This window comes from Streptomyces himalayensis subsp. himalayensis, from assembly GCF_013778455.1.
Classification (GTDB): Bacteria; Actinomycetota; Actinomycetes; order Streptomycetales; family Streptomycetaceae; genus Streptomyces; species Streptomyces himalayensis.
In genome coordinates, this window is record NZ_JACEHE010000014.1 from 1 (window position 1) to 19,498 (window position 19,498).

10 protein-coding genes are annotated in these 19,498 nt (G+C 69.6%); 7 read left to right on the plus strand and 3 right to left on the minus strand.

All coding sequences use genetic code 11. The features are described 5' to 3' along the window. Window positions 1-38 precede the first annotated feature (38 nt). The gene (locus tag H1D24_RS22320) at window positions 39-443 is read right to left on the minus strand and encodes an ATP-binding protein (protein WP_181659425.1); all 405 of its coding nucleotides are present in this window, start codon (window positions 441-443) and stop codon (window positions 39-41) included. A gap of 743 nt (window positions 444-1,186) precedes the next feature. Here H1D24_RS22320 and H1D24_RS22325 point away from each other — a divergent pair. Further along, window positions 1,187-4,207, plus strand: coding sequence for a bifunctional [glutamine synthetase] adenylyltransferase/[glutamine synthetase]-adenylyl-L-tyrosine phosphorylase (locus H1D24_RS22325; RefSeq protein ID WP_181659426.1), 3,021 nt, complete (start codon window positions 1,187-1,189; stop codon window positions 4,205-4,207). A gap of 248 nt (window positions 4,208-4,455) precedes the next feature. Here H1D24_RS22325 and H1D24_RS22330 read toward each other — a convergent pair whose 3' ends face one another. Continuing rightward, a complete protein-coding gene (locus tag H1D24_RS22330) occupies window positions 4,456-5,349 on the minus strand; it encodes a phosphatase PAP2 family protein (RefSeq protein WP_181659427.1) in 894 nt (297 codons plus the stop codon). 100 nt (window positions 5,350-5,449) lie between these two features. Further along, window positions 5,450-6,517 carry a LacI family DNA-binding transcriptional regulator gene (locus H1D24_RS22335; protein ID WP_309484408.1) on the minus strand — a complete coding sequence of 356 codons (1,068 nt, stop codon included), beginning with the start codon at window positions 6,515-6,517 and terminating at the stop codon, window positions 5,450-5,452. A 551-nt stretch (window positions 6,518-7,068) separates the two neighbouring features. Between H1D24_RS22335 and H1D24_RS22340 the strand changes: the two genes are divergently transcribed. The 6 genes from H1D24_RS22340 (at window position 7,069) to pulA (ending at window position 19,478) form a co-directional block, all read left to right on the plus strand. Next, the gene (locus H1D24_RS22340) at window positions 7,069-8,343 is read left to right on the plus strand and encodes an extracellular solute-binding protein (protein ID WP_181659429.1); all 1,275 of its coding nucleotides are present in this window, start codon (window positions 7,069-7,071) and stop codon (window positions 8,341-8,343) included. Window positions 8,344-8,496: 153 nt separating this feature from the next. Next, window positions 8,497-9,498 carry a carbohydrate ABC transporter permease gene (locus H1D24_RS22345; RefSeq protein ID WP_181659430.1) on the plus strand — a complete coding sequence of 334 codons (1,002 nt, stop codon included), beginning with the start codon at window positions 8,497-8,499 and terminating at the stop codon, window positions 9,496-9,498. A 13-nt stretch (window positions 9,499-9,511) separates the two neighbouring features. Then, window positions 9,512-10,420, plus strand: coding sequence for a sugar ABC transporter permease (locus H1D24_RS22350; protein WP_181659431.1), 909 nt, complete (start codon window positions 9,512-9,514; stop codon window positions 10,418-10,420). A 148-nt stretch (window positions 10,421-10,568) separates the two neighbouring features. Next, entirely contained in the window at window positions 10,569-12,248 is a 1,680-nt protein-coding gene (locus H1D24_RS22355) for a glycoside hydrolase family 13 protein (protein WP_258564245.1), read from the plus strand. 333 nt (window positions 12,249-12,581) lie between these two features. Continuing rightward, entirely contained in the window at window positions 12,582-13,964 is a 1,383-nt protein-coding gene (locus tag H1D24_RS22360; RefSeq protein WP_181659433.1) for an alpha-amylase, read from the plus strand. Window positions 13,965-14,057: 93 nt separating this feature from the next. Then, window positions 14,058-19,478 carry a pullulanase-type alpha-1,6-glucosidase gene (pulA, locus tag H1D24_RS22365; protein ID WP_181659434.1) on the plus strand — a complete coding sequence of 1,807 codons (5,421 nt, stop codon included), beginning with the start codon at window positions 14,058-14,060 and terminating at the stop codon, window positions 19,476-19,478. Window positions 19,479-19,498 lie beyond the last annotated feature (20 nt).

Here is a 19,498-nt window from a genome sequence, read left to right on the forward strand (position 1 = left end):
GGCTTACGGCCGCTTCAGCTCGACGGCGCGCAGGAGGGTCACGGCCTCTTCAGCTCGAACCACACCTGCTTGCCCGTGGCCGTCCGCTCCGCGTCCCACAGGTCGGCGACGGCCGCCAGCAGGACCAGCCCGCGCCCGTCCTCGTCCAGCAGGTCCCCGGTGACCCGGATGTAGGGCATATCCCGGCTTCTGTCGTGCACTTCGATTCGTACGGCGTCGGTCCCGAGGCACCGGAGGGTGACCGTGCAGGCCCGGTCCGGCACATGTCTCAGCACGTTGGACAGCAGCTCCGTCACGCCCAGTTCGGCCGCGTCCGACAGCTCGGGCAGCTCCCAGTGGTGCAGATGCGCTCGTACGATGCGCCGGACGTGCCGCAAGCTGTGCTCGCCGACGGTCGGTAGGTGCAGGCGGTAGAAGTCGAGAGTCTTGATGTCGGTTTTCATGGCTCAGCCTCCGGCCTGACGGCAACGCTGTGCTGTGGGAAGTGATGTGGCCCTGATGCGGCGAGGGCGCGCGCGGTGCGAGGCGTCGGCAGTTCGCGCGGCCGGCCCCGTGGTGCCACCCGGTGCCGGATATTCGATGCGGATGCCCCCGCGGGCACACGCGGCAGGGCAGACACACGCGGCAGGGCCGACCCGACGCGAAACGTGGCTGCCTTGGAGCACCGAGTCGACGAAGGCGTCCAAAACCGCCGACCCGCACTGGGGCCGCCCTGGCCTGGGTGTGGTGCCCTCACCGCCGTGTACGCCGCGAGCTGCGCCCAGGCCGTAGCCGCGCTGCCCCGGAGGGCGCGCGATCCTGGCACGTTTCGCGGATGTCTCGCCGGCCGTCAGTCCGGCGTACGACTCCTCGGGCGCGGCGACTTCACGGCGGGTGTTCCTCCGCCGACGAGCGCGGGCTGTCTCCCTGAGGGGCGCGGCATGTGGTCCAAGGAACTTCCTCTTCATGGGGGGTGAGCGATTGACGGGAGCATGTCCGGCATATACCGGAGAAACGTTTCGTCACTCGCATGTTGGATTATCCGGAGCCCGTTCACTCTTCAACAAGAGTCACTTTTCGGCCACATACCCGGATCTTCCGACCGCGACCAAACGGATTCACGGATGCCGACGGCGCACCAGCGCTTCCGCGCGGCGCTCCGGTTAGGCTCAAGTCGGACGACCTTGATCGAACGGGAGACCGCGAGATGAACGTGCCGCAGGGGCGGAGGAGCAGTACCTTCACACGGCTGCTGCGGCATGGTTTCACCGACCCGTCCGCCGCCGAGCGGCTGCTCGACAGCGCCGAACTGTCGCCCGTCCGCGCCGATCCCGTACTGCTGGACGCCCTCGGCGCGACCGCCGACCCCGATCAGGCGCTGCTCGGGCTCGTACGGCTGCTCGAGGCGCAGCCCGAGCGCACAGCCCGGCGGGAGCTGCTCGACACGCTGACAGCGGCGAAGCCGCTGCGTGACCGGTTGCTGGGGGTGCTCGGCGCCTCGGCGGCGCTCGGCGACCATCTGGCGCGGCATCCGGGGGACTGGCACGCCCTCGTCATGTACGAGCCGGAGGATCTGCACCCGGGCGTCGAGGAGTTCGAGCGGGGGCTCGCGGAGGCCGTCGATCCCGTGTCGCTGCGCGTCGCCTACCGGCGCTGTCTGCTGTCGATCGCCGCGCGCGACGTGTGCGGGACGACCGATGTCGCCGAGACGGCCGCCGAGCTCGCGGACCTGGCGACGGCCACGCTGCGCGCCGCGCTCGCCATCGCGCGCGCCGCGGCGCCCGAGGACGCGGCGCTGTGCCGGCTCGCCGTCATCGCGATGGGCAAGTGCGGCGGCCACGAGCTCAACTACGTCTCCGACGTGGACGTGATCTTCGTGGGCGAGGCCGCCAACGGCGCGGACGAGGGCAAGGCGCTGCAGGCCGCCACCCGGCTCGCCTCGCACCTGATGCGGATCTGCTCCGAGACGACCGTCGAGGGGACGATCTGGCCTGTCGACGCCAACCTGCGGCCCGAGGGGCGCAACGGGCCGCTCGTACGGACGCTCTCCTCGCACCTCGCGTACTACCAGCGCTGGGCCAAGACCTGGGAGTTCCAGGCACTGCTGAAGGCCCGGCCGGTCGCCGGGGACCTCGAACTGGGGGAGGCGTACGTCGCCACGCTCGCGCCCCTCGTCTGGCAGGCGGCCGAGCGCGAGAACTTCGTCCCCGACGTGCAGAAGATGCGGCGGCGGGTGGTCGCGAACATTCCGGTCGCCGAGATCGAACGGGAGCTGAAGCTCGGTCCCGGCGGGCTGCGGGACGTCGAATTCGCCGTCCAGTTGCTGCAGTTGGTGCACGGGCGGTCCGACACGACGCTGCGCAGCGGCACGACGCTCGACGCGCTGAAGGCCCTGGCCGCGGGAGGGTACGTCGGCCGGGCCGACGCCGCGCAGCTCGACGAGGCGTACCGTTTCCTCCGCTCCATGGAACACCGCATCCAGCTCCACCGGCTGCGCCGCACCCATCTCGTGCCGGAGGACGAGGCCGACCTGCGGCGCATCGGCCGCTCCCTTGGCCTGCGGACCGAGCCGGTCACCGAGCTGCACCGGGCCTGGCGGCGGCACGGCTCCGTCGTACGACGGCTCCATGAGAAGCTCTTCTACCGGCCGCTGCTCGACGCGGTCGCCCAACTCGCGCCCGGCGAGACCCGGTTGAGCGCCGACGCGGCGCGGGAGCGGCTGGTCGCGCTCGGCTACGCCGACCCGGCGGCCGCCCTGCGCCACCTGGAGGCCCTCGCCTCCGGCGTGACACGGAAGGCGGCCATCCAGCGCACGCTGCTGCCGGTGCTGCTGGGCTGGTTCGCGGACTCCGCCGACCCGGACGCGGGCCTGCTGGGCTTCCGCCAGGTGTCGGACGCACTCGGCAAGACGCCCTGGTACCTGCGGCTGCTGCGTGACGAGGGCGCGGCCGCCCAGAACCTCGCGCGGGTGCTGTCCGCCGGGCGCCTCGCCCCCGACCTGCTCATGCGCGCCCCCGAGGCCGTCGCCCTGCTGGGCGACCCCAGCGGGCTCGAACCGCGCGACCGAAGCCATCTGGAGCAGGAGATCCTCGCCGCGGTCGGCCGTGCCGACGACGGCGAGCAGGCGGTCACGGCGGCCCGCGGCGTACGGCGGCGTGAGCTGTTCCGCACCGCGGCCGCCGACATCGTCGCCTCCTACGGCACGGAGGAGAGCCCCGCCGAGGCCGACGCCGGGGCGCTGGTGGACAGGGTCGGCGACGCCGTCTCCGACCTCACAGCCGCGACGATCGCCGGTGCGCTGCGGGCGGTGGTGCGCGACAGCTGGGGGGACGAGCTGCCCACCCGCTTCGCCGTCATCGGCATGGGCCGCTTCGGCGGGCACGAACTGGGCTACGGCTCGGACGCGGACGTGGTGTTCGTGCACGAGCCGCGTGACGGCGTGGACGAACGGGAGGCCGCCGAGGCCGCGAACACCGTGGTCGCCGAGATGCGGCGGCTCCTCCAGCTGCCCAGCCTGGACCCGCCGCTGCTGATCGACGCCGACCTGCGCCCCGAGGGCAAGTCCGGGCCGCTGGTGCGCACCCTGAAGTCGTACGAGGCGTACTACCGCCGCTGGTCGCTGGTGTGGGAGTCGCAGGCGCTGCTGCGCGCCGAACAGGTCGCCGGGGACGAGGACCTGGGCCGCCGCTTCATCGAGCTGATCGACCCGCTGCGGTTCCCCGCCGAGGGGCTCGGCGAGGACGCCGTACGCGAGATCCGCCGTCTGAAGGCCCGCATGGAGTCGGAACGGCTGCCGCGCGGTGCCGATCGGACACTGCACACCAAGCTCGGGCGCGGCGGCCTGTCCGACGTCGAGTGGACGGTGCAGCTGCTGCAGCTTCGCCACGGCTGGGCGGAGCCGGGGCTGCGCACCACGCGCACCCGCGAGGCGCTGGCCGCGGCGTGCGCGGCCGAACTGATCTCCAGCGAGTACGCGGCGATCCTCGACGACGCCTGGGTCCTCGCCACGCGCGTACGCAATGCCGTGATGCTCGTCCGCGGCCGCGCCGGCGACACGTTCCCGTCGGACGGCCGTGAACTCGCCGCGGTCGGGCGGTACCTCGGCTTCGGGCCGGGGCCCACGCGGCGGGAGCCGCATATCGGGCAGAGCGGGGACATGCTGGACCACTACCGGCGTACGACTCGGAGGGCTCGGGCGGTGGTGGAGGAACTCTTCTACGGGGCGTAGCGCGGTTCCACGGGTCGCGGAACCGCGCGGGTGATTCTCCGGGCCGGGCGCGGCCCGTCAGCCGCTTGGCCCTGCGGAAGCCGATGGACCGCCGGTTGCGCCGGTTCGGCGCCGCCGGACTCCACCGTCGTGGTTGCGCGCCGCTGCGGCGGGACATTCCTTCCCGCCGTGGTAGCGGGCGGGGACTTGCGGGCGTTGCCGCCGGGCGCCCGCAGGCGGCGGACGGCCGCCGAAGCGGCGAGCGCCGACTACGGGCGGTTCGCACTCGGTAGCGCCTGGGTGCCCCAGCGTGGGGGCTCCCCGGTGCGGTGGGACACCCACCGCGGCAGTGCATGCGGAAGCGCCCCGTACCACGTGCGCGCCACCGCGTAACCGAACGCCAGGCAGCCGATGCCGCCCACCGCGTCCAGCCAGAAGTGGTTGGCCGTGGCGACGATGACGACCAGGGTGCCGACCGGGTAGAGCAGGCCCAGGACGCGGGCCCAGGGGACCGTGGCCAGGGCGAAGATGGTCAGCCCGCACCAGACGGACCAGCCGATGTGCATCGAGGGCATCGCGGCGTACTGGTTCGACATGTTCTTCAGGTCGCCGGACGCCATCGAACCCCACGTCTGATGGACCAGCACCGTGTCCACGAAGTGGCCGCCGTTCATCAGCCGGGGCGGCGCCAGCGGATACAGGTAGTAGCCGAGCAGGGCCACACCCGTGGTCGCGAACAGGGCCGTGCGCGCCCCCGCATACCGGCCGGGGTGGTGGCGGTAGAGCCACACCAGCACTCCCAGCGTCACCACGAAGTGCAGTGTGGCGTAGTAGTAGTTCATGCCGACGATCAGCCACTTCACCGAGTTCACGGCGTGGTTGACGGTCTGCTCGACCGCGATCCCGAGCTGCCGTTCCAGGCTCCAGATCCAGTCGGCGTTGCGCAGCGCCTGTGCCTTCTGCTCCGGTACGGCGTTGCGGACGAGCGAGTACGTCCAGTAACTCACCGCGATCAGCAGGATCTCGAACCAGAGCCGTGGCTGCCGAGGCGCTCGCGCCCGGTGCAGCAGGCCCTGCTCCGCACGGCTCTCGGCCTCGCCCGCGACGGGTGACGGAACGGCCGCCCGGCGGCCCTCCGAAGTCGTCACGGTCGTCTCACCCATAGGGACAGAGTCTGCCAGAAACGGCCCTCTGACCGATCATCCTCTGGTCGAGTTCCGTTCGTATTTTCTACGCCCTACGGACGACGGCGTGCCGTACGGGCTACTGCGTGCGTTGCGGCTGAACCGTGTGCCTCACCGGCGAGCCGCGTTCTCCGGGCGCCGAGGCGGTCGAGCCCCGCACCACCAGCTCCGGCATGAAGACGAACTCGCTGTGCGGAGCGGGCGTACCGCCGATCTCCTCGAGCAGGGTCCGGACCGCCGCCTGGCCCATCGCGGGTACCGGCTTGCGGATGGTGGTGAGCGGCGGGTCGGTGAAGGCGATGAGCGGCGAGTCGTCGAAGCCGACCACCGAGATGTCGTCGGGCACCTCCAGGCCGTGCTGCCGCGCCGCGCGGATGGCGCCGAGCGCCATCATGTCGCTCGCGCACACGATCGCCGTGCAGTCCCGGGAGATGAGCGCGGAGGCCGCGGCCTGGCCGCCCTCCAGCGTGTAGAGGGAGTGCTGGACGAGTCGCTCCTCGACGTCGTCGGGGCTGAGGCCCAGCAGGTCCTGCATGGTGCGGACGAATCCCTCGATCTTCCGCTGCACGGGCACGAACCGCTTCGGGCCCAGCGCGAGCCCGATCCCGGTGTGCCCGAGCGAGACGAGGTGCGTGACGGCGAGCTGCATGGCGGCCCGGTCGTCGGGCGAGATGAACGGCGCCTGCACCTTGGGCGAGAACCCGTCGACGAGCACGAACGGCACGCCCTGGGCGCGCAGCTGCTCGTAGCGCTGCATGTCGGCGGTGGTGTCGGCGTGCAGCCCGGAGACGTAGATGATGCCGGAGACGCCGCGGTCCACCAGCATCTCGGTGAGCTCGTCCTCCGTGGAGCCGCCCGGAGTCTGCGTCGCAAGCACCGGCGTATACCCCTGACGGGTCAGGGCCTGGCCGATGACCTGGGCCAGCGCCGGGAAGATCGGGTTCTCCAGCTCGGGGGTGATCAGCCCGACGAGGCCGGCGCTGCGCTGCCGCAGGCGCACGGGCCGTTCGTAGCCGAGGACGTCGAGCGCGGCCAGCACGGACTGGCGGGTGGTCGCCGCGACTCCCGGCTTTCCGTTGAGAACACGGCTCACCGTCGCCTCGCTGACCCCCGCCTGCGCTGCGATGTCGGCGAGCCGCGCGGTCACGGGAGTGGACCCTACCGGGCGGATGTCGGGCTGCCCACCAACCGGACGCCGTATCCGGGCACTTGGACCGCCCGCTCGGGGCTGCTGCGTCATCGTGCTCCCTCGTGTTCCTGGTGGGTGACCGGTGGCGGTGTGGCGGCCGGCGGCTGTGCGCCATCCGGAGGGGTGTCCGGTGGATGGGGTGAGGTGACCGCGGTGACCGGTGCCTGCGGTGACCGATGGGTGACCTCTGCAAGGACCGGACGGGGTGATGATTCCCGTATCGGACGATCCTGGCAAGGGCTTGCAGAGTCTTGCACAGCCCCGAGGGCCCCGCCGCAACCCCCTCGCCAGCTGCGCCGACCCACCCTCGTAGGGGCCGCGGAAGTTACGAAGCGGTAACTCGTCCTGCGTTCCTTGCACTTTTTTGCTGCAAGGTCTTTCGCAAGGCTTGCAGCGCTGTTACGTTCTGCGTCGCCCGGCGGCCGCAACGGAGCAGTCGGCAAGTCGGCCAGGGGAGCGGGCGGGACCGCATCCCCAACCACACGGGCATTCACCCTCAAGGAGATCTCATGCGGCGTGGCATAGCGGCCACCGCGCTCGCGGCGTCCCTCGCCCTCACGGCGACGGCCTGCGGCGGAAGCGACAGCGGCAGCGACAACTCGGACGGACCCGTCACCATCACCTGGTGGGACACGTCCAACGCCACCAACGAGGCCCCGACGTACAAGGCCCTGATCAAGCAGTTCGAGAAGGCCAACCCGGACATCAAGGTCAAGTACGTCAACGTCCCCTTCGACCAGGCGCAGAACAAGTTCGACACCGCCGCCGGTTCCAAGGGCGCCCCGGACGTGCTGCGCGCCGAGGTCGGCTGGACCCCCGCGTTCGCGAAGAAGAGCTACCTGCTGCCGCTCGACGGCACCGAGGCCCTCGCCGACCAGGACAAGTTCAAGTCGAACCTGATCGAGCAGGCCCAGTACGAGGGCAAGACCTACGGCGCCCCGCTGGTCACCGACACCCTCGCGCTGGTCTACAACAAGGAGCTCTTCGAGAAGGCCGGCATCGCCGAGGCGCCCGCCACCTGGGACGACCTGAAGTCCGCGGCCGCCAAGATCAAGTCGAAGACGGGCGTCGACGGCTACTGGGGCACCACGCAGGCGTACTACGCCCAGTCCTTCCTCTACGGCGAGGGCACCGACACCGTCGACGTGGACGCCAAGAAGATCACGGTCAAGAGCGACGCCGCGGTCAAGGCCTACAAGACCTGGCAGAGCCTGTTCGACGGCAAGGGCCTGCACAAGGCCGACACCACCGCCGACGCGTACGCCCACATCCAGGATGCCTTCGTCAGCGGCAAGGTCGCCGCGATCATCCAGGGCCCCTGGGAGATCACGAACTTCTACAAGGGCTCGGCCTTCAAGGACAAGTCCAACCTGGGCATCGCGACCGTCCCGGCCGGTTCCAGTGGCAAGGCGGGCGCCCCGACCGGCGGCCACAACCTCTCCGTGTACGCGGGCTCGGACAAGGCCCACCAGGAGGCCTCGCTGAAGTTCGTGAACTTCATGACGTCGGCGAAGTCCCAGGAGCAGATCGCCCTGAAGAACTCCACGCTGCCGACGCGTGACGACGCCTACACCGCCGAGGTCAAGGCCGACCCGGGCATCGCCGGCTTCCAGACGGTGCTCTCCGCCGCCCAGCCGCGCCCCGAGCTGCCCGAGTACAGCTCGCTGTGGGGCCCGCTCGACACCGAGCTGCTGAAGATCGCCGGCGGCAAGTCGTCGCTGGACAAGGGCCTGACCGACGCGGAGACCGCGATCGCCAAGCTGGTGCCCGACTTCAGCAAGTGACCTTGAGTGGCCGTCGGATCCTCCCGTCGAGGGGGCGGGAGGATCCGGCGGCCACCGGCACGCCCTCAGCAGCACCCGGTAGCACTCGCAGCACCGCATCACCCGCAGCACCGGGCAGTCAGCGAGCAGATCTCCCTCAGAAGGTGTCGAACCATGACAGTCGCCGTCGAGAGCGCGGCCTCCAAGAGCCGCGGTGACCGCGGGCCGCGCACCGGCCCGCTGCAGCGCATGAAGCGCTCGTACCAGAAGTACTGGTACGCGTACGCGATGATCGCCCCCGTCGCCGTCGTGCTCGGTGTGCTGGTGCTCTATCCCCTGGTGCGGGGCTTCTACCTCACGCTCACCGACGCCGACAGCCTCAACTCGGCGCGCACCATCGGCGTCAACCACATCGACGCCACGTACCAGTTCATCGGCCTGGACAACTACGCGGACATCCTGTGGGGCCCGACGTCCTACGACCGCTTCTGGTCCCACTTCATCTGGACCATCGTGTGGACGGCGCTCTGCGTCACCTTCCACTACGTCATCGGGCTCGGCCTCGCCCTGCTGCTCAACCAGAAGATGCGCGGCCGCACCTTCTACCGGATGCTGCTGATCCTGCCCTGGGCGGTGCCCACCTTCGTCACCGTCTTCTCCTGGCGGTTCATGCTCGCCGACTCCGGGGTCATCAACTCCATGCTCGGCTCGCTCCATCTGCCGCAGCCGCAGTGGCTGGAGGACACCTTCTTCCAGCGCTTCGCCGCGATCATGGTCAACACCTGGTGCGGTGTGCCGTTCATGATGGTCTCGCTGCTCGGCGGCCTGCAGTCGATCGACGCGTCCCTGTACGAGGCCGCGGAGATGGACGGCGCGACCCCCTGGCAGCGCTTCCGCCACGTCACGCTGCCCGGCCTCCGTGCCGTCAGCTCCACCGTCGTGCTGCTCGGCGTCATCTGGACCTTCAACCAGTTCGCCATCATCTTCCTGCTGTTCGGCGGCACCGCCCCGGAGGCCGACATCCTCGTCACCTGGGCCTACCAGCTGGGCTTCGGCCAGCAGCCGCGCGAGTACGCCGAGTCCGCCACGTACGGCGTACTGCTGCTGTCCATCCTGATCGTCTTCACCTCCGTCTACCGCCGCTGGCTGGCCCGCAATGAGCAGCTCGCCGTCTGAGGCAGGAGTCCCCATGAGCACCACGACCCTCGACACCCCGGCCGCGGCCACGGACAAGGCCCCCGCGGCGCCGGCACGCCGGGTGCGGCGGCGCGGCGAGCGCAGCACCGCCGCCTCCGTCCTCACACACGGCATACTGATCGTCGCGAGCCTGATCGCGCTGTTCCCGATCGCCTGGCTGATCTTCCTGTCGCTCGGCCCCGACAAGGACGACTATCTGCACCCGGGGCGGATCCTCGACACAGCGAGCCTGTCCAACTACTCGTTCGTGCTGCAGCACACCAACTTCTTCAAGTGGCTGGGCAGCACCCTGATCGTGTCGCTCGGCACGACGGTGATCGGCGTGCTCTTCGCCGCCACCACCGGCTACGCGGTCTCCCGCATGCGCTTCCCCGGCTACCGGAAGTTCATGTGGATCCTGCTGGTCACCCAGATGTTCCCGGTCGCCGTCCTGATGGTCCCGATGTACGAGATCCTCTCGGAGCTGGGCCTCATCGACAGCTACGGCGGCCTCATCCTCATCTACTGCACCACGGCCGTGCCGTACTGCGCATGGCTGCTCAAGGGCTACTTCGACACCATCCCCATCGAGATCGACGAGGCGGGCCGGGTCGACGGCCTCTCACCCTTCGGCACGTTCGTGCGGCTGATCCTGCCGCTGGCCCGTCCCGGCCTCGCGGTGGCCGCCTTCTACACTTGCATCACCGCATGGGGCGAGGTCGCCTTCGCGTCCGTCTTTCTGCTGGACGACACGAAGTACACCTTCGCCGTCGGTCTGCAGAGCTTCATCAGCGAACACGACGCGCAGCGCCACTACATGGCCGCCGCCGCGGTCCTGATCGCCGTCCCGATCTCGGCCCTCTTCTACCTCGTCCAGAAGAACCTGGTGACCGGCCTCACCGCGGGCGGCACCAAGGGCTGACGCACCCCCGGCTCCCGTGCGCACCGTCGCGCACGGGCAGGCGGCCGCGGCACTCATCAGACCCCGCCGCGCCGCGGCCGCCTCATTTTCCTCTTTCTCAAGCTTCTCAAGCTTCATGACCCGAACTCCGTTACGTATCAAGGACGCCATGAGCCAGCACTCCGCCGACCAGGCACCGACCGCCGCCCTCGCCACCGTCGCCCGGCACCGCGACTGGTGGCGCGACGCGGTGATCTACCAGGTCTATCCGCGCAGCTTCGCCGACAGCAACGGCGACGGCATGGGCGACCTGGAGGGCGTACGTTCCCGACTGCCCTATCTGCGTGACCTCGGCGTCGACGCCGTGTGGCTCAGCCCGTTCTACGCCTCGCCGCAGGCCGACGCCGGCTACGACGTCGCCGACTACCGGGCCGTCGACCCCATGTTCGGCAACCTGCTGGACGCCGACGCGCTGATCCGCGACGCCCACGAACTGTCCCTGCGGATCATCGTCGACCTGGTGCCCAACCACTCATCGGACCAGCACGAATGGTTCAAGCGCGCCCTGCAGGAGGGGCCGGGCTCGCCGCTGAGGGACCGATACCACTTCCGCCCCGGCAAGGGCGCCGACGGCGAACTCCCGCCGAACGACTGGGAGTCGATCTTCGGCGGCCCCGCCTGGACCCGGGTCACCGAGCCGGACGGCACCCCCGGCGAGTGGTACCTGCACCTCTTCGCGCCCGAGCAGCCGGACTTCAACTGGGAGCACCCGGCGGTCGGCGACGAGTTCCGCTCGATCCTGCGCTTCTGGCTCGACATGGGCGTCGACGGCTTCCGTATCGACGTGGCGCACGGCCTGGTGAAGGCCGAAGGCCTGCCCGACCTCGGCTCGCACGACCAGCTGAAGCTGCTCGGCAACGACGTCATGCCGTTCTTCGACCAGGACGGCGTGCACGACATCTACCGCAGCTGGCGCAAGATCCTCGACGAGTACGCGGGCGAGCGGGTCTTCGTCGCGGAGGCGTGGACGCCGACCATCGAGCGCACCGCCAACTACGTCCGCCCCGACGAGCTGCACCAGGCGTTCAACTTCCAGTATCTGAGCACTGCCTGGGAAGCCGGGGAGCTGCGCGAGGTCATCGACCGCTCCCTGGACTCCATGCGCCCGGTCGGCGCGCCCACCACCTGGGTGCTGTCCAACCACGACGTCACCCGGCACGCCACGCGGTTCGCGAACCCGCCGGGCCTGGGCACCCAGATCCGCCTCGCCGGCGACCGCGAGCTCGGCCTGCGGCGCGCCCGCGCGGCCTCCCTGCTGATGCTGGCGCTGCCCGGCTCCGCGTACATCTACCAGGGCGAGGAGCTCGGCCTGCCGGACGTCGTGGACCTGCCCGACGAGGTGCGCCAGGACCCCGCCTACTTCCGGGGCGCCGGACAGGACGGCTTCCGCGACGGCTGCCGCGTGCCGATCCCGTGGACCCGCACCGGCTCCTCGTACGGCTTCGGTGAGGGCGGCAGCTGGCTGCCGCAGCCCGACGGGTGGGGCGAGCTGAGTGTCGAGGCGCAGACCGGCGTCGCGGACTCCACGCTGGAGCTCTACCGCAGCGCGCTCGGCGCCCGCCGCGAGCACCCCGACCTCGGCGCCGGCGAATCCGTCACCTGGCTGGACGCGCCCGCGGGCGTACTGGCCTTCCGCCGCGGCGACTTCTTCTGCACGGCGAACACCACGGGCGAGACCGTGCGCGTGCCGGCGCCCGGGCGCGTCCTGCTCGCGAACGGCGATGTCACCGTCGTGGACGACGAGGCGCAGCTGCCGGCGGACACCACGGTGTGGTGGACCATCGGCTGACCCTCAGCGTCCGTAGCCGCTTGCAAGAGATTGCTGCGGTCTTTCAGAGGCCTGCCGCCTGATCAGGTGGCAGGCCTCTGCCATGCTCCAGGCCCGTCATCTCGGGGTCATGGCAGGTCATCGGGGTTTCAATGGCCGCTACCGCGGGGCGATTTCGTAAATGTGACGAGAGCATGTCCAAAGGGTTGACCTGGTGCCCCGGGGCTCATACCGTCTGCTCACTGCAATCCTCTGACTGCTTGCAGCAAGAACCTTCAAGCGCCCTCCGGGCAGTCGTGTCGCTCTCACCCCGAGGGCGGGTCGCCCCCCACGTACACGCAGAAGGAACCCGACATGGCCAGCAGAACCCTCTCCGGCGCGCTCGCCCTTGTGGCGGCCGCGACGGTCGCGGTCGCCGTTCCCGGCGCCACCGCGCAGGCCTCACCACCCGGCACCAAGGACGTCACCGCGGTGCTCTTCGAGTGGGACTTCGACTCCGTAGCGAAGGAGTGCACGAACCGTCTCGGCCCGGCCGGGTACGGTCTCGTCCAGGTGTCGCCGCCCGCCGAGCACATCCAGGGCTCGCAGTGGTGGACCTCGTACCAGCCGGTCAGCTACAAGATAGCCGGGCGCCTCGGTGACACCACCGACTTCCGTGACATGGTCGCCACCTGCCACAACGCGGGCGTCAAGGTCGTCGTCGACACGGTCATCAACCACATGTCGGCGGGCAGCGGCACCGGCACCGGCGGCTCCTCGTACACGAAGTACAACTACCCCGGCCTGTACTCGGCGCCCGACTTCGACGACTGCACCGCGCAGATCTCCAACTACCAGGACCGGTACAACGTCCAGCACTGCGAGCTCGTCGGTCTCGCCGACCTGGACACCGGCGAGGAGTACGTCCGCTCGGCCATCGCCGGCTATATGAACACGCTGCTCGGGTACGGCGTCGACGGCTTCCGGATCGACGCCGCCAAGCACATGCCCGCGGCCGACCTCGCGAACATCAAGTCGCGGCTCAGCAACCCGTCCGTGTACTGGAAGCAGGAGGTCATCCACGGGTCGGGGGAGGCCGTGCAGCCGACCGAGTACACGGGCAACGGGGACGTCCAGGAGTTCCGCTACGCGTACGACCTCAAGCGGGTCTTCAACAGCGAGAACCTCGCCTACCTCAAGAACTACGGCGAGGGCTGGGGCTATATGAGCAGCGGCGTCTCCGGTGTCTTCGTCGACAACCACGACACCGAGCGCAACGGCTCCACACTCAGCTACAAGGACAACGCCAACTACACCCTGGCCAATGTCTTCATGCTCGCCTGGCCGTACGGCGCCCCGGACGTCAACTCCGGCTACGAGTGGTCCAGCACGGACGCAGGGCCGCCCAACGACGGCACGGTGAACGCCTGCTGGCAGGACGGCTGGAAGTGCCAGCACGCCTGGCCCGAGATCGAGTCGATGGTGGCCTTCCGGAACGCGACCCGCGGTGAGTCGGTCACCAACTGGTGGGACAACGGTGCGGACGCCATCGCGTTCGGCCGCGGCAGCAAGGGCTTCGTGGCCATCAACCACGAGTCGTCGTCACTGACCCGGACCTACCAGACCTCGCTGCCGGCCGGCACTTACTGCGACGTCCAGAGCCGCTCGACCGTCACGGTGAACGGCTCGGGCCAGTTCACGGCGACGCTCGGCTCCAACACGGCGCTCGCGCTGTACTCCGGGAAGTCCACCTGCTGACCTCTGCGGTTCCGGTCGCCCGGCGCTCCTTCCCCGCTCGCGCCGGGCGGCCTTTTTTCCTGTATCTCCTCGTACATCCAAGGAGTTCTTGCCTTGCGCGCCTTGATACGCCCCTCCTCGCCGCGTCCGCGCCTCGCGCGAAGAACCGCGGCCGCCGTCGCGGCCGCGTTGTGCGCCGCGCTGGTGCCCGCTCTGCCGACGGCGGCTGCAGCGACTCCGCCGCCGCCGTCCGACGCGGCGCTCGCCGCCGAGCCCGCTCGCCACGACCTCACCCGTGAGCAGTTCTACTTCGTCCTGCCGGACCGTTTCGCCAACGGTGACCCCTCCAACGACCGTGGAGGGCTGACCGGTTCGCGCCTTGCGACCGGCTACGACCCGGCGGACAAGGGCTTCTACCAGGGCGGCGACCTCAAGGGCCTGACGAAGAAGCTCGACTACATCAAGGGCCTCGGCACCACCGCCATCTGGATGGCGCCGATCTTCAAGAACCAGCCCGTGCAGGGCGAGGGCAAGGACGCGTCTGCCGGCTACCACGGCTACTGGATCACCGACTTCACCCAGGTCGACCCGCACTTCGGCACCAACGAAGACCTTGAGAGACTGATCGACAAGGCCCACTCCAAGGGCATGAAGGTCTTCTTCGACGTCATCACGAACCACACCGCCGACGTCGTCGACTACAAGGAGAAGTCCTACAGCTACCTCTCCAAGGGCGCCTTCCCCTATCTGACGAAGGACGGCGAGCCCTTCGACGACGCGGACTACGCAGCTGGCGGCCAGGGCTTCCCCCGGACTGACGCGGGCACCTTCCCCCGCACGCCCGTCGTGCCGGACGCCAAGAAGGACCTCAAGGTCCCGTCGTGGCTCAACGACCCGTCGATGTACCACAACCGCGGCGACTCCACCTGGTCCGGCGAGAACGCCACGTACGGCGACTTCGTCGGCCTCGACGACCTGTGGACCGAGCGGCCCGAGGTCGTCACGGGCATGGAGAAGATCTACGAGCGGTGGGTCAGGGACTTCGATATCGACGGCTTCCGGATCGACACCGTGAAGCACGTCAACATGGAGTTCTGGACCCAGTGGGCCACGGCTCTCGACAAGTACGCAGCTCAGCAGGGCCGCGACGACTTCTTCATGTTCGGCGAGGTGTACTCCGCGGACACGTCCGTCACCTCTCCGTACGTCACCCAGGGCCGTCTCGACTCGACCCTCGACTTCCCGTTCCAGGACGCCGCCCGCGCGTACGCGTCCCAGGGCGGGAGCGCGAAGAAGCTGGCCGACGTCTTCGGCGACGACTACAAGTACGCGACGGACAAGGCCAACGCGTACGAGCAGGTCACCTTCCTCGGCAACCACGACATGGGCCGCATGGGGACCTTCCTGAAGCAGGACAACCCGGGCGCGAGCGACGCCGAGCTGGTGCGCAAGGACAAGCTCGCCAACGAGCTGATGTTCCTCAGCCGCGGCAATCCCGTCGTCTACTACGGCGACGAACAGGGCTTCACGGGCGCGGGCGGCGACAAGGACGCCCGCCAGACTCTCTTCGCCTCCAAGGTCGACGACTACCTCGACGACGACCAACTGGGCACTGACCGTACCCACGCCGACGACGCGTACGACACGAGTGCACCGCTCTACAAGGCGATCGCTGCTCTCTCCGAGCTGCGCAAGGACAACCCTGCGCTCGCGGACGGCGTCCAGACGGAGCGGTACGCGGCCGACGGCGCCGGTGTGTACGCCTTCTCGCGTACGGACGCGAAGAGCGGCACCGAGTACGTGGTCGCCGTGAACAACGCTGACGAGGCGAAGACGGCGACCTTCGCGACCGGCTCCGCGGACATGGCCTTCCGCGGGATCTACGGCACGGACGCCTCTGTGACCAGCGACGGAGACCAGAAGGTCACCGTCACCGTCCACGCCGGTTCCGCGGTCGTCTTCAAGGCGGCCGGCAAGGTCGCCGATCCTGCCGCCAAGCCGTCGATCACCCTGAAGGCCCCGGCCGATGGCGCCACCGGCACCGTCGAGCCCTCCGTCGACATCGACGGTGGGCAGCTCAACCGCGTGGTATTCGCCGCCCAGGTCGGCGACGGCAAGTGGCAGACCCTCGGTTCCGTCGACCACGCCCCGTACAAGGTCACCCAGATCCTCGACAAGGACCTGCCGGCCGGAACCGCCCTGCGCTACAAGGCGGTCGTCATCGACTCGGCGGGACGCACCGCGAGCGCCACGGCCGGCAGTACGACCGGGACGCCGCCCGCCGAGGAGATCCCGACGGCCTCCTCGCGCGACCACGCGATCGTCCACTACAAGCGCGCGGACGGCGACTACACCGACTGGCGCCTGTACGCCTGGGGCGACATCGCCGACGGCGAGGCGACCACCTGGCCGGACGGGCACGACTTCGTCGGCCGGGACGCGTACGGCGCCTTCGCCTGGGTGAAGCTGAAGCCGGGCGCCTCGAATGTGGGCTTCCTGGTCATCGACAAGGACGGCAACAAGGACGTCTCCGCCGACCGCTCGATCGACGTCACCAAGACGGGTGAGGTCTGGGTCGAGCAGGGCATGGAGGCCGTACGGACGGAACGGCCCGACGCCGAGTACCCGGCGCCGGACAAGACCAAGGCGACCCTGCACTACCACCGCGCCGACGGCGACTACGACGGCTGGGGCCTGCACGTCTGGACCGGTGCCGCGAACCCCACCGACTGGTCGAAGCCGCTGCAGCCGGTGAAGACTGATGCCTATGGCGCTGTCTTCGAGGTGCCGCTCGCCGAGGGTGCCACCAGCCTCAGCTACATCGTCCACAAGGGCGACGAGAAGGACCTGCCCACCGACCAGTCACTGGACATCGCGGCCAGCGGCTACGAGGTATGGCTCGTGAACGGCCAGGAGAAATACCTGCTGCCGGGGGCGGAGGGCTCCGCGGCCGCGCTCGACCTGACCACCTCCAAGGCGGTGTGGATCGACCGGAACACCGTCGCCTGGAACGGCAGCGATGCGGCCGCCTCCACCCAGCTGCTGTACTCCCGCACCGGTTCCATCGCCGCCGAACACGGGACGCTGACCAGCACCGACGAGCGCTGGCTGCGGCTCGACAAGACCACGCTCACCGACGCCCAGAAGGAGAGGTTCCCGCACCTCAAGGACTACACCGCCTGGTCCGTCGACCCGCGCGACCGCGACCGGGTGCGTGATGCGCTGCGCGGCCAGATCGTCGCCTCGCAGCGGGCGGCCAACGGTGCCGTGCTCGCGGCGACGGGCGTCCAGATCGCTGGCGTGCTCGACGACGTGTACGCCGATTCCGGAGCGACGAAGGCGGACCTCGGGCCGGTCTTCCACGACGGAAAGCCGACGCTGTCCGTGTGGGCGCCCACCGCCCAGAAGGTCGCCCTGGAGCTCGACGGCACCTCCGTGCCCATGAAGCGGGACGCCTCGACCGGGGTCTGGTCGGTCACCGGCCCGAAGTCCTGGAAGGGCAAGCCGTACCGGTACGTAGTCGATGTCTGGGCGCCTTCCGCCCAGAAGATCGTCACGAACAAGGTCACGGACCCGTACGCGGTGGCCCTCACCGCCGACTCCGAGCAGAGCCTCGTCGTCGACCTCGGCGACCCGTCCCTCGCCCCGTCCGGCTGGTCGTCCCTGCGGAAGCCGAAGGCCGTGGCGCTGAAGGACGCACAGATCCAGGAGCTGCACATCCGCGATTTCTCCGTCGAGGACAGCACCTCGGGGCACCCGGGCACGTATCTCGCCTTCACCGACAAGGACAGCAAGGGCTCGAAGCATCTGCGGAAGCTCGCCGAGGCCGGTACCTCGTACGTCCATCTGCTGCCGGCGTTCGACATCGCCACGATCCCCGAGAAGAAGTCCGACCAGGCGACGACCGACTGCGACCTCGCGTCGTACCCCGCGGACTCCGAGAAGCAGCAGGAGTGCGTGGCGAAGATCGCCGCCAAGGACGCCTACAACTGGGGCTACGACCCGTACCACTACACGGTGCCCGAGGGCTCGTACGCGACCGATCCGGACGGGACCGAGCGCACCGTCGAGTTCCGGAAGATGGTCGAGGCGCTGAACGATGACGGCCTGCGGGTCGTCATGGACGTCGTCTACAACCACACCGCCGCGAGCGGGCAGGCGAAGACCTCCGTCCTCGACCGGATCGTGCCGGGCTACTACCAGCGGCTGCTCGCCGACGGGTCCGTGGCCAACTCCACCTGCTGCGCCAACACCGCGCCCGAGAACGCCATGATGGGCAAGCTCGTCGTCGACTCGATCGTCACCTGGGCGAAGGAGTACAAGGTCGACGGGTTCCGCTTCGACCTCATGGGGCACCACCCGAAGGCCAACATCCTGGCGGTCCGCAAGGCCCTCGACGCGCTGACCCTCGAGAAGGACGGCGTCGACGGCAAGAAGATCATCCTCTACGGCGAGGGCTGGAACTTCGGCGAGATCGCCGACGACGCCCGCTTCGAGCAGGCCACGCAGAAGAACATGGCGGGCACGGGCATCGCGACCTTCTCGGACCGGGCGCGTGACGCCGTCCGCGGCGGCGGCCCGTTCGACGAGGACCCGGGTGTCCAGGGCTTCGCGTCCGGCCTGTACACCGAGCCCAACTCCTCCAAGGCCAACGGCACCGAGGCCGAGCAGAAGGCCCGCCTGCTGCATTACCAGGACCTGATCAAGGTCGGGCTCTCCGGCAACCTCGCCGACTACATGTTCACCGACTCCAGCGGCAAGGAGGTCAAGGGCTCCGAGGTCGACTACAACGGTTCGCCCGCCGGATACGCGGAAGCGCCCGGCGACGCCCTCGCGTACGCCGACGCGCACGACAACGAGACGCTGTACGACGCGCTCGCGTACAAGCTGCCCGCATCCGTGAGCGCAGCCGACCGGGCCCGCATGCAGGTGCTCGCCATGGCGACGGCCACCCTGTCGCAGGGCCCGGCGCTGTCCCAGGCCGGCTCCGACCTGCTGCGCTCCAAGTCCCTGGACCGCAACTCCTACGACAGCGGGGACTGGTTCAACGCCATCCACTGGGACTGCGCCGACGGCAACGGCTTCGGACGGGGACTGCCGCCCGCGGCCGACAACAAGTCCAAGTGGCCCTACGCCCAGCCGCTGCTCACCGCCTCCACGCTCACGGTGGGCTGCGCCCAGATCAACGGCGCGTCGGCCGCGTACCAGGATCTGCTGAAGATCCGTGCGACGGAGGACGTCTTCGGACTCTCCACGGCCGGTGAGGTGCAGTCCAAGCTCTCCTTCCCGCTGTCGGGGAAGGACGAGACGCCGGGCGTCGTCACGATGCGCCTCGGTGACCTGGTCGTCGTCTTCAACGCCACGCCTGAGCGGCAGTCCCAGCGCCTCGGCGCGCTGGCGGGGACGGAGTACGCGCTGCACCCCGTCCAGGCCGCGGGCGCGGACGATGTCGTCAAGAACGCCGCGTACGAGACGGGCTCGGGGACCTTCACGGTGCCGGGCCGTACGGTCGCCGTGTTCACCGCGGCGGGATAGCCGAGCCTTGTAGCCGGTGT

Coding starts and splice junctions, on each gene's coding strand:
- H1D24_RS22320 (WP_181659425.1), bottom strand. CDS start 443: ATGAAAACCGACATCAAGACTCTCGACTTCTACCGCCTGCACCTACCG.
- H1D24_RS22325 (WP_181659426.1), top strand. CDS start 1,187: ATGAACGTGCCGCAGGGGCGGAGGAGCAGTACCTTCACACGGCTGCTG.
- H1D24_RS22330 (WP_181659427.1), bottom strand. CDS start 5,349: ATGGGTGAGACGACCGTGACGACTTCGGAGGGCCGCCGGGCGGCCGTT.
- H1D24_RS22340 (WP_181659429.1), top strand. CDS start 7,069: ATGCGGCGTGGCATAGCGGCCACCGCGCTCGCGGCGTCCCTCGCCCTC.
- H1D24_RS22345 (WP_181659430.1), top strand. CDS start 8,497: ATGACAGTCGCCGTCGAGAGCGCGGCCTCCAAGAGCCGCGGTGACCGC.
- H1D24_RS22350 (WP_181659431.1), top strand. CDS start 9,512: ATGAGCACCACGACCCTCGACACCCCGGCCGCGGCCACGGACAAGGCC.
- H1D24_RS22355 (WP_258564245.1), top strand. CDS start 10,569: ATGAGCCAGCACTCCGCCGACCAGGCACCGACCGCCGCCCTCGCCACC.
- H1D24_RS22360 (WP_181659433.1), top strand. CDS start 12,582: ATGGCCAGCAGAACCCTCTCCGGCGCGCTCGCCCTTGTGGCGGCCGCG.